This window comes from Streptomyces sp. NPDC020875, assembly GCF_040641415.1.
Lineage (GTDB): Bacteria > Actinomycetota > Actinomycetes > Streptomycetales > Streptomycetaceae > Streptomyces.
The window spans coordinates 85788-99274 of sequence record NZ_JBFADP010000006.1 but is presented as its reverse complement, the minus strand read 5'-3'; the positions used below and the strand labels follow the sequence as shown (position 1 = coordinate 99274).

The 13487-nt window shown below is 73.1% G+C and carries 10 protein-coding genes; 6 read left to right on the top strand and 4 right to left on the bottom strand.

Features of this window, described 5'->3' with window-relative positions:
* Positions 1 to 14 precede the first annotated feature (14 nt).
* Positions 15 to 947 carry a hypothetical protein gene (locus tag AB0G74_RS05340; protein ID WP_361140962.1) on the bottom strand — a complete coding sequence of 311 codons (933 nt, stop codon included), beginning with the start codon at positions 945 to 947 and terminating at the stop codon, positions 15 to 17.
* Positions 948 to 1402: 455 nt separating this feature from the next.
* On the opposite strand from AB0G74_RS05340, the gene sepH reads away from it, so the two are divergent.
* Positions 1403 to 2488 carry a septation protein SepH gene (gene sepH / locus AB0G74_RS05335; RefSeq protein ID WP_361140960.1) on the top strand — a complete coding sequence of 362 codons (1086 nt, stop codon included), beginning with the start codon at positions 1403 to 1405 and terminating at the stop codon, positions 2486 to 2488.
* Positions 2489 to 2700: 212 nt separating this feature from the next.
* Here sepH and AB0G74_RS05330 read toward each other — a convergent pair whose 3' ends face one another.
* The 3 genes from AB0G74_RS05330 to AB0G74_RS05320 form a co-directional block, all read right to left on the bottom strand.
* Positions 2701 to 3435: a gamma-glutamyl-gamma-aminobutyrate hydrolase family protein gene (locus tag AB0G74_RS05330; protein WP_361141085.1), complete on the bottom strand. Its 735-nt coding sequence runs from the start codon at positions 3433 to 3435 to the stop codon at positions 2701 to 2703.
* A 249-nt stretch (positions 3436 to 3684) separates the two neighbouring features.
* Positions 3685 to 4167, bottom strand: coding sequence for a MarR family winged helix-turn-helix transcriptional regulator (locus tag AB0G74_RS05325; protein ID WP_361141083.1), 483 nt, complete (start codon positions 4165 to 4167; stop codon positions 3685 to 3687).
* A 518-nt stretch (positions 4168 to 4685) separates the two neighbouring features.
* Entirely contained in the window at positions 4686 to 5618 is a 933-nt protein-coding gene (locus tag AB0G74_RS05320; protein ID WP_361140958.1) for a ParB/RepB/Spo0J family partition protein, read from the bottom strand.
* Positions 5619 to 5770: 152 nt separating this feature from the next.
* Here AB0G74_RS05320 and AB0G74_RS05315 point away from each other — a divergent pair, with 152 nt between their 5' ends.
* From AB0G74_RS05315 to AB0G74_RS05295, 5 genes are all read left to right on the top strand, one after another.
* Entirely contained in the window at positions 5771 to 9703 is a 3933-nt protein-coding gene (locus tag AB0G74_RS05315; protein WP_361140956.1) for a BTAD domain-containing putative transcriptional regulator, read from the top strand.
* A gap of 267 nt (positions 9704 to 9970) precedes the next feature.
* Positions 9971 to 10390, top strand: coding sequence for a cell division protein SepF (locus AB0G74_RS05310; RefSeq protein ID WP_358824214.1), 420 nt, complete (start codon positions 9971 to 9973; stop codon positions 10388 to 10390).
* 308 nt (positions 10391 to 10698) lie between these two features.
* Entirely contained in the window at positions 10699 to 11790 is a 1092-nt protein-coding gene (locus AB0G74_RS05305) for an ATP-binding protein (protein WP_361141081.1), read from the top strand.
* A 116-nt stretch (positions 11791 to 11906) separates the two neighbouring features.
* Positions 11907 to 12194 (top strand): nucleotide pyrophosphohydrolase, encoded by a 288-nt coding sequence (locus tag AB0G74_RS05300; protein ID WP_361141079.1) that lies wholly within the window; start codon positions 11907 to 11909, stop codon positions 12192 to 12194.
* A gap of 360 nt (positions 12195 to 12554) precedes the next feature.
* Positions 12555 to 13355 (top strand): DUF6099 family protein, encoded by an 801-nt coding sequence (locus AB0G74_RS05295; protein WP_361140954.1) that lies wholly within the window; start codon positions 12555 to 12557, stop codon positions 13353 to 13355.
* Positions 13356 to 13487: the final 132 nt, after the last annotated feature.

Here is a 13487-nt window from a genome sequence, read left to right as displayed (position 1 = left end):
GCCGGTCCGCGGGGCTACCGGGCCGGGCCGTCCTGGCGGGCACCGGCGGCCCCCTGCGCCGTACCCGGATCGCCGCCGGCGCCCCGGCCCGTACCGCCGCCGTCGGCGCCCGAGGCCGGGCCGGGGGCGCCGGAACCGGTCCCGGGCGACGACGGGCCGGGAGAGGCACCGGGAGAGCCGGAGGGCGCGGGTGCCGGTTTCCCGGCGGGCGGCTCGGGGGTGCCGCCTCCCTGTTCCGGGGCCGGGGTGGTCCCGTCGCCGGTCCGCTCCGGGTCCGTCGGCGGGGCGGGCGGGCTCCCGGGGTCGTCGGGGCCGTCGTCCCGGCCCCGGTCGGTCTCCGGCCGCTGCTGCTCCCGCGACGGCTCCCGGTCCTCGCGGGCCGGACCGGAGCCATCGCCTCCGTTGCCGCCCCGGACGACCGTTCCGACGGTGGTGCCCCCGCCGCCGTCGAGGCCGGAGCCGGAGAGCACCTCGTAGCCGGTGATCCCGGCCATGGCGACACCGAAGACGACGGCCGCGGCGGCCGCGGGACGCCGCCAGCCGCGTATCCGGGAGCCGTGTGTGGTGGCGGCACCGAACTCCCCTGAGCCCGGACCAGGACCCGGCTCGGGAGCCAAGGGCGGCCCGGTGGACGGTTCCGGGTGGCGCCCGGCGGACCGTCCCGGGCCGCCGGAGCCGCGCAACTGGTCACCGGTACGGCTGAAGAGGTGCTGGAAGACCGAGCCGCCGCAGGTGGCCACGACCGAGACGACTCCGGCGCCGATGATCGTGCCGTACACCCCCAGCCGGGAGGCGAGCACCGCCGCGGTGACGGCGGCCAGCGCGCTCCCGGCGACCTGGGGGACGCTCAGATCGAGTCGCCGGGGCCCCTGTTGTCCCGCGGGGTCCGGCGGATCGTTCCGGCTGATCCGGCCGGTGCCGGTGCCGGTGGACGGGCGTTCTCGCATCGTCAGCCCCTGTTCGCCTTTCGTCGTTTCAACTACGCATGAGGGACAGATGGGGCGGAGTGATTAGTTCCCTTTGAGGAGATTTTGTGAAGGAGGACACCCTTGGTCGCCGCCTCGATGGCCGATCGGGGTCGGTCGCGTCAACTTCCGCGGCGCGGCAGTCCACCCCGATGGCCCGAATGGAGTACTGTGGCGAGCCCTGGGTCCGGACTCCCTTACGGGTGCCCGGAACCCGGGAATGGGGGCCGAAAGCGGCGCTCGATCCGGCTGCGCCGCGATACCGCAGGGAAATCTGCACGCAGAGTGATTTCGCGATCACGCTGAGTGGTCAACAGGTAACCGTGCCACAGTGGCGATCACGGGCCCGTGCCCGACACGCCGGAGCAACTCGGCAAGGTTGTGGCAGGCTGCACCCGGGCAGGCCACACTCGACTAGCGGAAGCGGCGACGCACAGGTGACGTCGGCAGGCACCACCCGGGAGGTCCCCATGCCCGAACTGCGTGTCGTGGCCGTCTCCAACGACGGCACACGACTGGTGCTCAAGGCTGCGGACAGCACGGAGTACACCCTTCCGATCGACGAGCGGCTGCGGGCCGCCGTACGTAACGACCGCGCCCGGCTCGGCCAGATCGAGATCGAGGTGGAGAGTCATCTCCGCCCCCGGGACATCCAGGCGCGGATACGTGCGGGAGCGTCGGCCGAGGAGGTCGCCCAGCTGGCCGGGATCCCGGTGGAGCGGGTGCGCCGCTTCGAGGGCCCGGTACTCGCGGAGCGCGCGTTCATGGCCGAGCGCGCCCGCAAGACCCCCGTACGCCGCCCCGGTGAGAACTCCGGTCCGCCCCTCGGCGAGGCCGTCAAGGAGCGGCTGGCGCTGCGCGGCGCGGAGAAGGACACCACACTCTGGGACTCCTGGCGCCGCGACGACGGCACCTGGGAAGTCCTGCTGGTCTACCGGGTCGCCGGCGAGCCCCACGCGGCGAGCTGGACCTACGACCCGCCGCGCCGGCTGGTGCAGGCCGTCGACGACGAGGCCAGGGCGCTGATCGGGGAGACCGACGATACGATCGCCGCGCCGGACGCCAGCGTGCCGTTCGTGCCCAGGATCGCCAGGCTGCCCCGGGACCGGCCGTTGGACCGGACCCTCGACCGGGCGCCGGAGCGTTCCCCGGGACCGGGCACCGGCGCGCCGGTGCCCGACGAGGCCGGTGAGCGCGACTCCCTGACGAGCCTTCTGGAGGCCGTTCCCAGCTTCCGGGGCGATCTGGTCGTACCGGAGCGCCCGATGCCCTCCGAGGCAGCGGCGGAGGCCGCTGCGGAGCCCGAGGAGGCGGAGGAGAGCGTGGCGCCCGCCGCGTCGGCGGGCGCGGGGTCCGCGTACGCCGATGTCCTGATGCCCCGTTCGGTGGCGGGACACCGGGACCGGCTGATCGGGACGACCGACCGGCAGGCCGAGGCGGACGGTGTCCGCCCGGGGCGTCGTGCCGCCGTACCGAGCTGGGACGAGATCGTGTTCGGGACCCGCCGCAAGAAGCAGGACTGACCCGGGGGCCGCTCCGTCGAGCGGCTGCCCGGGCGACCGGCCCCTATAGGTGCCGTGTTTCGTTCATATCCGGTCGGTCCGCAGTATGTCGGCGGTCGGATGTGGTCGGTCGATGGCTGTGTCCGGTCGATTGACGGTCGTGCACGGCCGGTCGGCATCGCGTCGGCGCTTTCGGCCCAGGCCCCTTTCGGCCCGGGGCCCCGGCCGGGGTGTCAGCAGTGGTCGGACTCGCCCGTGGACGCCCGGACGAAGGCGTCGAAGATCCGCTGCTGGGCCGGGTCGTCGTGGGCGGTGTCCTCGGGGTGCCACTGGACCGCCGTCATCCAGTCCTTGGCGCCGACGAGTTCCAGCGCCTCCGGAGTGCCGTCGGCCGCCCGGGCCGTGACCCGCAGTCCGTCGCCGAGCCGGTCCACCCGGTGGTGGTGGTAGCAGGACGCCTTGACGGTCTCGCCGCCGGTGATCCGGGCGATCCGGGAACCGGGCCGCAGTATCACCGGATGGATCAGATGCCGGTGACCGGTCTCCGGACCCCGGGTGTCCTCGTGCAGGGTGCCGCCCAGCACGGTGTTCACGATCTGCAGGCCGCGGCAGACCGCGAGGATCGGCAGTCCGGTACGGAGCGCCTGGCGGGCCAGCTCCAGATCGAAGCCGTCCTGTTCGTCGTCGAGGTCGTCCGCCGGATAGTGCTCGGTCGCGCCGTCGCCGTACCGGTGCGGGGCTATCTCCCCGCCGCCGGGCAGCAGGACCCCGTCGAAGCGGGCGAGCCGGGCTGCCACGTCGTCCGCGTACGCGATGCCGCCGGGGGCGTACGGATGGACCGTGATGGGTTCACCGCCCGCCCGCCATACCGCGTCCACCAGCGCCCGGGCGCTGACCATGGCGGCGTACCGCAGACCCGAAGCGGACGCGGAGAAGCGGGCGGGGATCGCGATGAGGGGTCTCGGCAGGGTCACTGGCGGATCCAAGGGTCTGTGCGTCCAGGCCGTCGCCGGACTGCTGCGGAAGACGGGAATCGTATGGCGTCAAACGAATTACGGGCAAGCGGCTGAAGGCGGCGGAGCCCGGCCTTCCGGGCGGCCGGGTCTCCCCTGAAGGACCTGATCAGAAGGTTCGGGGTTGCACGGGGCCGGGGATTCGTTCCCGCGGGGTATGCCGGGCGGTCTGGTTTATGCAGACAGGAGCGTCGTATCGGGATATCAGCCGTGGCGTGGCCCGGTGGCCGGGCGCCGGCCGCCGGGCCGCGGATCGTCGCACCTGCGGTCCGGGCCGTACTCCTGGATCTGCCCCGCGACCCGGCGCAGCGCCTCCGCCGTGTCCCGGCACTCCTCGTCGTCCAGCGGGGCCGTGACGAAGGCGACTTCGGCTTCGAAGACCGGGCGCAGCCGTGCCATCAGGGCCTCGCCGTCGTCGGTGAGGGAGAGCAGTACCCGCCGTCCGTCCGTGGGGTGTTCGGTCCGGGTCAGCAGGCCCCGGGACTCCAGGGTTCCGGCGACTCCGGTGAGGGTGCCTTTGGAGATCCCCGCGTCCTCGGCCACCAGCCGGGTCTCGGCCTCGCCCCGGTTCCGTACCACCCACAGCACGACGAAACCGGTCCAGGAGAGGCCGCAGGTGCGCAGCGCCGAGTTCTCCAGATGCTGCCGGACGAAAGCGGCGGTCCGGTAGAGATAGCCCATCACCATCAGCCGGTCGCTCCCGAGCTGTCCGGGGCCCGGTGTGTCCCCCGGGGCGTACGAGGTCCCGGAGTCGGGGTGCTGATCCGGCAAGAACCCTCCTCCGGCGGGCGGCTGACGTGGCGACGGCCGCGGGCGCGAGCACCCGGACGGTCGGCTTTCGATCATAGGGGTCCGGTCGGTCGCGGGTGATCGTCTCCGGTCGGTCCGAGGGGGCGGTGTCCGGTCCCGGCGCGCGGGCGCGGGTGGGCAGGAACGCTTCGCGGGTACGCCGCTTCCGCCGCGGTCCGGGGACGGCTGTGGATCTCCGGACCGGACGGGACCGGCGTACGGGAGGGGAAGGCGCCGGACGGGAGGGGGTGATGGGGCGGACGGGACGGGGAATGAGGCGGCCGGGGGCGACGGGGGATGTGCCGGTTGACGGTGCGAGGTGTTCCGGACGGGCCGGTTCCAGGTCGGGGTGACCCGGGCGGCCGGATGGTCGGTCCGGTCCGCGACCGGCCCGTCCGGGCGGCGGAACGGCCGATTCAGACCCGGCGGTGCGCGGTCTGACGCGCCGCCCGGGCCTCCTTCTCGGCCTCGTGCCAGAGCCGCTGGAGCATCCGCCGCCGCTCCAGTGGACGCATCCGGGCGATCGCGATCTCCGCACAGGCCACCCCGTCGGCCCAGGGCATCGTCACGACTCCGCGCTGCCGCGCGATGCCGTTCATCCCCTGCGGGTGTACCCGGGCCGGATGCCGGTGCTCGGTGGGGCGCCCGGCGCCCCGGGTGTCGGCGCTCCGGGACTCGGAGGCCGCCGCCCTGGCGTCGGCCCGCTGCTTCTGCTGCTGCGGGCTGAGCCGGGAGAGATTGCGCACATGGACGACCTTGCGGCGTCCCGCGAGCAGGTCGGCCTGGAGTTCGGGCCCGAGCTCGAGGACCGACAGTTTGGAGGAGATGGTCGACTGGGCGATCCCGAGCCGCTTGGCGGCCTTGTTCTGGGAGCCGTAGAACTCCACCAGCTTCTTGAGCGCGTACGCCTGCTCCAGCGGATTCATGTCGTCGCGGTGCACGTTGGCGACGAACGCCGCTTCCAGGAGGGAGCGGTCGGTGGAGACCAGCGCGTCGTCGACGCTGACCCGGACGGCGGTCAGCCCCGCCCGCCGGGCCGCTTCGAGCCGGCGGTGGCCGTCGACAACGATGTACCGGGCACCCGCGGCGAGTTCGTGCGCACGGGACGGTCGCTCCCGTACATACGCCTCGACGGAGGCCACCGTGATCGCGTTGACGAGCCCGATCTCCCGGATGCTGGTGGTCAGCGGGTCGAGGTCGCGCAGCTCCCGGGGGTTGTCCGGGTTCTGGCCGATCGAACCGAGCGGCAGTTCCGACGGTACTCCGGCTTCGGCTTCCTGGCGGTCCGTGTCACTCTTGAGTCGTGTCTGGAGCGTCCTGTCGGTCTCGATGAACATATCGGATGACATGCTGGTGAGCCCTTTCCTCTTGCTAGCCGCCCGAGTTCCCCGTGTTCAAGCCCGAGCAGATGGCAAATCTCTCAGAGCCCTCCGGCCAGAGCCTGGCCAACCGGTTGCCAAGCGCTTGCCACGGAGCAGGCTGATTGCGGAGGATTCACGACATGACCGATGGGGGAATGAGGTTCCGCATCCTCGGTGGCCTGGAATGGACCGCCAGGGGAGCATCATTGCGCATCGGGCGGCGCCGTGAACGGCTGCTGCTCGGCCTGTTGCTGCTCGACGTCGGACGGGTGGTCCCGGCAAACAGACTGATCAGTCTGCTTTGGGACGAGGGGCAGCCGCCGTCCAGCGCGCGGGGCAGCCTCCAGGTCCATATCTCCCGGCTCCGCGGCCGGTTCACGGCCGAGGACGCCGAACACTACGGATTCGCACTGGTGAAGTCCGGCGACGGCTATCAGATCGAGGGCGATCCCAGCGCCGTCGACCTGCACCGGTTCCGTTCTTCCCTGCTGCGGGCCGAGCGGGCCGAGAACCTGGAGGAGCGGCTGCGCCTGCTCGACCAGGCGCTCGCCGACTGGGGCGGCCCGGTGCTCGCGGGCACGGCGCCCGAGGGGCTGGTACGCCGGCTGGGCGCCGGGTTCGAGGATTCGTACATCTCCGCCGTCACCCAGCGGGCGGAGACCCGGTTGCTGCTGGGGCGCCGTGAGCTGGTCCTGGAGGAGCTGGCCCGGGCCACCGCCGAACACCCCCACCACGAGCGGCTCGCCATGCTCCGCATGATCGCCCTCTACCGCGCCGACCACCGGGGCGAGGCGCTGGAGGTCTACAACGAGACCCGGACCCGGCTCGCGGAGGACCTCGGGCTCGACCCCGGCGCCGATCTCCAGCAGGTGCAGAACATGATTCTGCGGGCCGATCCGCTGCTGCTGGACGATGCCGTGGTGCCCCGTACGGAACGGAGCCGGGGCGACGCGTCCGGCCGGTCCGGCTGGTTCCTGGGGGCCGTCCCCAGCCCCCGTGCGGGGGGTTCGGGGGGACGGTGGCAGGGCTACGACGGCCGGTTCGTCGCGGAACGCGGCCCCATGGTCGGCGCGGTGCCGGCCGACGGCGGGGAGGGGCCGGGCGGGCAGTTTCCCGGCGGAAGCGGACTGCGGGCCGGTGCCCGGGGCGGCGAGCCCGGCCGGGGTCCGGGAGCCGTCGGCGGACCGGCGGCCGGGCCGCCGCCTGCCGCGCATATCTGCGAACGGGACCACGACGCGGGCCACGGCCGGCTGCCCGTGGCCGTGCCGGGGCAGCGCCGGGCGCCCGGAGCCGTCACCGCCCCTCCCGCCGGCCCCGGCCCCGGCCAGGGGCCCGACAACGGCCATGGCTGGGTCGCCGGAAGCGGCCACGATCACGCGCGGGCCCATGACGAGTGCGACGCGGAATCCGTACGGGCCGAGGCCGAGTCGGTCCAGCGCCACTCCCGGACCGGCGCCTTCATCGGCCGGGCCAAGGAACTGGCCCAGCTGGGACGGCTGGTGGAGGAGGCACGGGGCGGCTCCGGCGTACTGATGATCGTCGGCCCCGCGGGCAGCGGAAAGACGGCGCTGGCACTTCAGTGGTGCCGCGGTTCCCGGGACGCCTTCCCCGACGGTCAGCTCTTCCTCGATCTGCGCGGCCACAGCGACGAGAGCCCGATGCGCCCCAAGGAGGCGCTCTCCGGACTGCTCCGGGCCCTGGGCATCGCGTACCAGAACATTCCGCATGAGCTCGCCGAGATGGCCGAGCTGTACCAGAGCACCCTCGCGGGCCGACGGGTCCTCATCGTTCTGGACAATGCGGAATCAGCCGATCAGGTACGACAACTGCTGCCGTACGACACCGGATGCCTCGCCCTGGTCACCAGCCGCAACCGGCTGGGGTCGCTGATCGTCACCCATGGCGCGTCGATGCTGCCGCTGCGCCCGCTGGCATCGGACGACGCCAAGGCGCTGGTCCGCAGCGTCGTGGGGGCGCGCAGGGCCGACCGGGAGCCCGAGGCCATGACCGATCTGGTCGCCATCTGCGGGCGGAGTCCGCTGGCGCTGCGGATCGCCGCTGCCAATCTCGCCCTGCACCCGGACAGTCTGATCGCCCATCACGTGCGTGAGCTGCGGTCCGGCAATCCGCTGGAGACGCTGGCGGTGGCGGGGGACCCGGACTCGGCGGTGCGCCGGACGTTCGAACTGTCGTACCGGCGGCTCGATCCGGACGCCCGGGACGCCTTCCGTACGCTGGGCATCCTGCCCGGGCCCGCGACGACCGTGCCCGCCGTCGCCGCGCTGCTGGGGCGCTCCGTACCGGCCGCGAGCGGAATCCTCGACCGGCTCTTCGCCGAGCACCTGGTGGAGCGGATCGGCCGCGACCGGCTACGGCTGCACGATCTGATCTGGTGGTACGCCAGACTTCTGTCGGAAGCAGGGGATCCGGTTCCTTCCCAGCGGGAGGCGCGCCGCCGACTGCTGCGCTGGTACGCCGCGTCCGCGGATTCGGCGGCCCGCTGTCTCTATCCGCAGATTCTCCGGCTGGAGGTCGCTCCGGTGGCGCCGGGCGCCGCTCCGGCCGTCTTCGACGATCCGCAGCGGGCGGCCGACTGGTTCGACGCGGAACACGCGGACCTGGTGAGGCTGATCGAGGCGGAGGCATCGCTTCCGGACGGGGGCCCCGGTAGTACGACAGGGCCGGGAGAACGAGAGCCCGCCGGATTCGGCGGCTGCTCCGGACCCGGGTCCGGAGTGGAGACCGGTGCCGCGTCCGGTGCGGACTTCGGGGCCGGGGCGGGTGACCGTGCGGGCCTCGGCGCGAGGTCCGGGTCCGGTTCCGGGGCCGGTTCCGGGTCTGAGTCCGGGGCGCTCGCGGCGCCGGTGACGGAGTACGGCGGCACCCCGGACCCCACGGGTGCGGACTCCGGGCCCGACCCCAGTGTCTGGATCATCGCCGACATCCTGCGCGGCTACTTCTGGCTCCGCCGCCACACGGACTCCTGGGTCGCCGTCGCCACGGTCGCCCTGCGCACCGCCCGTGAGGCCGGGGACGTGAAGGGGCAGGCCGCGGCCCAGCAGAGCCTGGGCCTGGTCAGCTTCACCAAGGGCGATCTGGAGCGGAGCCGCAACCACTTCGAGCGGGCCATCGAACTGGCCAGGAGCGCCGGGTGGAGCGTGGCCGAGTCCGTCGCGCTCTCCAATCTGGCCGGGGTCTCCGGCGACCTCGGACGGCTGAGCCGGGCCGCCGAGTACTACGGCCGGTCCATCGCGATCAACCGCAGGCTGCGCCGCAGTCCGTCCCAGCCGTTCCTCGGTCTGGGCGAGGTGCTGCACGGCATGGGGCGGCTGCGGGAGGCGGAGCGGCTCTGCCGCCGGGCGCTCGCCCTGTCCCGGAAGATCGGCGCCCCCGACAGCCCGTCGCGGATCAGCTGCACCCTGGCGACGATCTCCCTCGATCTGGGGCTGCTGGTCACCGCCCAGGAGCTGGCCATGACGTCCCGGCGGGGCTTCCAGGCCATCGGTAATCTGCCCGGCGAGGCGGAGGTCCTCAGTGTGCTCGCCCTGATCGGAGCCGAGGCCGGGGACGGGCCCGGCGCGCTGCGGGCCGCGTTGACGGCCTGCCGGCTCAGCAGGCGCTCGGGACGGCCCCGGCTGCGGATGGACGCGATGATCGCGATGGGGCACGCCCGCTATCAGCTCGGCCAGTACGAGCGGGCCTTCGAGCACTTCCGGCTCGCCCGTGACACCGCCGAGTCCATCGGCTATCTCAAGGGCCGCACGATGGCCCTGCTCGGGCTGGGGGTCTGCGCGGCCCGGATGTACCGGCCGCTGGAGGCGCTGGGATACGCGGCGTCGGCCCTGGGGCTCGCCAAGGAGTCGCAACTACGGCTCCAGGAAGGGCAGGCCCAGGCCGTCATCGCGCTGTCGCAGGCGGCGTGCGGCGATACGGCGTCGGCGGCGCGGGCTGGGCGGCTGGCGGAGGACATCTACGCCAGTACGGGCTACCGGCCGCTGCACTCGCCCTTCGGGCGGCCCATGGAGGGGCTGCCGTCGGAGGGCGGCTACGCGGAGCTCTGTCTGCCGAACTGAGCGGCGGCGGGTCGTTGTCAGTGGTGGTGGGTACGGTTCTCGGACCGGGCCGGAACCGACGGGAGTGTACGGCTCCGGGCGCGCCCGGGGTCGGGGACCGGCCCCGGACTCCGCACAACTCCGCATGGTTTCGGGCCGGTTCGGGCGACCCGAGTGGTTCGGGTGGCTTCGGCCGGGTTCCCGGCGGGCGCCGGACGGCGGCGATAGTTGCGCGGCGCACCCGTGTCGCGTTTGGGCCGAACGGGTGAGGGACGGGAGGATGGGGCCATGAGCAGGTACGAAAGGTACGACGTCACCGACGAGCAGTGGGAGGGACTCGCGCAGGTCGTTCCGTTGCGGGGCCGCGACGAATGGCCGTCGAGGGTCGATCACCGCACCGTTCCCCAGGACTACGCCGCCGCGAGACAGCGGCGGTTCATCGTGCTGCGGGTCCAGATCTTCGCGGACGCCCGGGAGGTGGCCGAGTATCTGATCGCCGGGATCCCGGTCCTCCTCGATCTCACCAGCGCCGATACGGACGTGGCGAAGCGGATCCTCGACTTCAGCAGTGGTGTCGTCTTCGGGCTCGGCTGTGGAATGCACCGGGTGGACCGGAATGTCTTTCTGCTGACCCCGGTCGGTACGGAGGTCGACGGAATCGCGGAGGCCGCTACGGGCACCTTCACGACTCCGCTGCCACGATCCTGATCCGTCGCCCGTCGCCCGTCGCCCGTCGCCCGTCGCCCGTCGCCCGTCGCCCGTAGGGCCTTCCGGTCGCCCGGGACGGTCCGGGGTCCGTACGGCGGCGGGTGCCCCGGGTCCGGTTCCGGGGTCGCCCGTTCGTAGGAAGGTCTGCGCGGCAAAACGGTTCGCCGCCGACGGGGCTGCGTACCGTCCGGCGCATGGACGAGATCGTGCCGCAGGCCACCGTGCCCCCTTCGCGCCCCGCCGAGCCCCCCTCCCGCCGGGTCGCCGCCGCACCCGACCACACGGCGCTCCGGCCCACTGTCACCGAGATGCGGCTCTCGGCCTTCAGAACGCATCGGAGCGCCTCCTTCCGGCTGACTCCGCTGACTTTGTTCACGGGGGCCAGTGGTAGTGGCAAGTCGACTGTCTTACAGGCGTACGAGGCGCTGGGCGCGCTCGCCGGGGGCGCCGGTCTCGGCGAGGTCTTCCCGGACCCCGTCGCCTGCGTACCGGAGTGGGCCGACGCCGACGCGCAGGGTCGCCGGGGCTTCCGGATCGGCTGTACGGTCGACGGCCCGGCCGGAGCCGTACGGCTCGATCTGGCGGTCCAGGCCGAGCCTGCCCTGCGGATCGTCGGGGAGCGGCTGACCGTCGACGGGCGGACCCTGCTCAGTACGGCGCTGCGCGATCCGGAACGGCCCGCCGTCCAGGCGGAGTGGCTGACGGCCGGGTCGGTACCGGTGACCCGGGCCCCGCTGCCCGACGACCGGCTCGGCACCTCGTTGCTGCCGCTGCGGGTGGCGGGCAAGACGGCGGGGCAGCGGCTGGTGCTGGCCGCCGCCGAGCAGGTCGTCGTGGCGCTCCGCTCGGTCTTCGCCTGTGATCCGCAGCCGCGCGGGATGCGGCGGCCCGTGGTGGCGGGCGACGGGCGGCTCCGGCGGAACTGCGGGAATCTGGCCGAGGTTCTGCACCGGACCCGGGACCAGTGTGTCCGGCGGCACGCCCGGCTGACCGCGGCGGCCCGGACGGGGTGCGCGGGCGAGGTGGCGGAGCTGGCCGTCGAGGAGTTGGCGGACGGGAAGCTGAGGGCGCTGGTGGAGCGGGGTCCGGGGCGCCCGGCGACACCGGTGGAGCGGCTGGGGGAGGGCGAGTTGCGGTTTCTCGCCCTGGCGCTGGTCCTGCTGACCGGGCCGGGAGTGCTGGCGATGGACCGGGCGGCGGAGATCCCGGACGCGTATCAGTCACTGACGGTTCTCGCGGACGGCTTCGACCGGGGGCTCGACGCCCGGCAGTCCCGGGAGCTGGTGGCGCTGGCCGTCGAGACGGCGAAGCGGGGGCATGTACGGCTGGTGGGTTCGGTGTGCGACGCCTCGTTCGCGCGCGGGCTGGACGGGGTGTCGGTGGTAGACCTGGAGCCGTGACAGGACAGAACGAATCGGCGGGCGGTACGGGACACCGGGCGGGCGGCGGCCCCGACGGCGGTACGGGAAGGACGGCAGGAGGGAACGGGCTCGATGTCGGGGCGCTTCAGCGCAGACTGGTGGAGTTCGCCGAGGCGCGGGACTGGGGGCCGTACCACACGCCCAAGAACCTGGCCGTGGCGCTGAGTGTGGAGGCCGCCGAACTGGTCGAGATCTTCCAGTGGCTGACGCCGGAGCAGTCGGCGCGGGTGATGGCGGACGACGGGAAGGCGCACCGGGTACGGGACGAGGTCGCGGACGTTCTCGCCTATCTGCTGCAGTTCTGCGCGGTGGTGGGGGTGGATCCGCTTACGGCGCTGTCGGAGAAGATCGACCGCAACGAGGCGCGTTTTCCCCGGCCTTGAGGCGACGGGGCTCGGCCGGCTCGCGGCCGGGCCCGCGTCGGTTGCCCGTTCCGCGTCGGTCGCCCGTTCCGTGCCGGTCGTCCGCGGCGGTCGTCGTCGCGGACCGGGGGAAAATCCGGTTGATGGCCGGTGGCCGGGAGGATCAGGCTTTCCGGGGGTTTTGGGGGGAGTTGAGGGTGATGGGGATCCTGGTATCCGGCCTTCTGGATCATGGTTTCGTCACTCTCCGTAGTTAGCAAGTTATTAACATCCGGCTTCCTGTCCACAGATTTCCGTTTTCCCCTGGCGTTTTGACTCAAAGCCCTTCACGCTGGGTAATGACACTGTGGGCAGACAGTCGTACGATCGGGGGCGGCGTACATGGACGCGGAGCGACTCATCGATATGAGTCGGTACGCCCTTGCGCGGAGCAGGGCGCTTTCCGAGGTGGTGGTCGAGGCATGGCAGGCGCAGCTGTTGGCGCAGACGATCGGCGCGCGGCTGGTGGTGATCGGACCGCCCGAACTGGGCAGGGACGCGCGGGCGCTCGCCGAGACCGGGGGCCCCGGCTCGGGTGATCTGGACCGCTCCGGCGGGTTCGAACCGGTGAAGGGCGAGATCAGGGCCGCCCTGCTGACGGATGTCGAGGATCCCCGGGAGGCGCTGATCGCGCTGGGCGCGTTGCTCGCGGATGTGGGTATCGCCCTGGTCGGCGTCGCGTGCGCCACTGAGGAAGAGGGGCTGTACTGGCACTGCATCGAGGCGATGGATGCCGCCGACGAGGCCGGTGACCGGGTGCGGACGATGCTCCGCAGGCTCGCGGCCGGTGATCTGGCCGGACGGGATCTGCGCAGGCCGCCCGGTGGCGTCGGGGAGCGGGCGGGCCCTCCGCCGGGCGCGGTCGGTCCGGTCGTCGGACCGGGTGCGGGTCCCGGGGCCGGTCCCGGAGCCGGTCCGGGACCGGCGTCGCCGCCGGGGCCCGTGCCGGGAGCGCGGCCCCGGCCGGGTGGCGCGGTGACGTCCCATGTGCCGCTGCCGCCGCGTTCCGGGCGGTCCGCCGGTGCGACGGGGCGGCGGCCCCGTACCCCCGGCCGGTCGGAGAGCCCGCCGGACGGGGCGTCGGACACCGATGGGGCGCTGGGCTTCCCGGGTGCGGTGGACTCGGCGGCGGGTACCTCATGACCCGGTGGCCCCGGGCCGCGTGCCCGGCCGCCGAAGCCGCTCCGGAGTGGTGCCCGAGGACCGGCGGTGCTCCGGCGGTCGGTGCTCCGGTGGATGGCTCCCCGGCGGATGGCTCGGCTGCCGATGGTTCCC

What these genes read in the sequence shown, in the direction of transcription:
- AB0G74_RS05340 (WP_361140962.1), bottom strand. Translation starts at nt 947, where the DNA reads ATGCGAGAACGCCCGTCCACCGGCACCGGCACCGGCCGGATCAGCCGG.
- AB0G74_RS05325 (WP_361141083.1), bottom strand. Translation starts at nt 4,167, where the DNA reads ATGGTGATGGGCTATCTCTACCGGACCGCCGCTTTCGTCCGGCAGCAT.
- AB0G74_RS05320 (WP_361140958.1), bottom strand. Translation starts at nt 5,618, where the DNA reads ATGTCATCCGATATGTTCATCGAGACCGACAGGACGCTCCAGACACGA.
- AB0G74_RS05315 (WP_361140956.1), top strand. Translation starts at nt 5,771, where the DNA reads ATGACCGATGGGGGAATGAGGTTCCGCATCCTCGGTGGCCTGGAATGG.
- AB0G74_RS05310 (WP_358824214.1), top strand. Translation starts at nt 9,971, where the DNA reads ATGAGCAGGTACGAAAGGTACGACGTCACCGACGAGCAGTGGGAGGGA.
- AB0G74_RS05305 (WP_361141081.1), top strand. Translation starts at nt 10,699, where the DNA reads ATGCGGCTCTCGGCCTTCAGAACGCATCGGAGCGCCTCCTTCCGGCTG.
- AB0G74_RS05295 (WP_361140954.1), top strand. Translation starts at nt 12,555, where the DNA reads ATGGACGCGGAGCGACTCATCGATATGAGTCGGTACGCCCTTGCGCGG.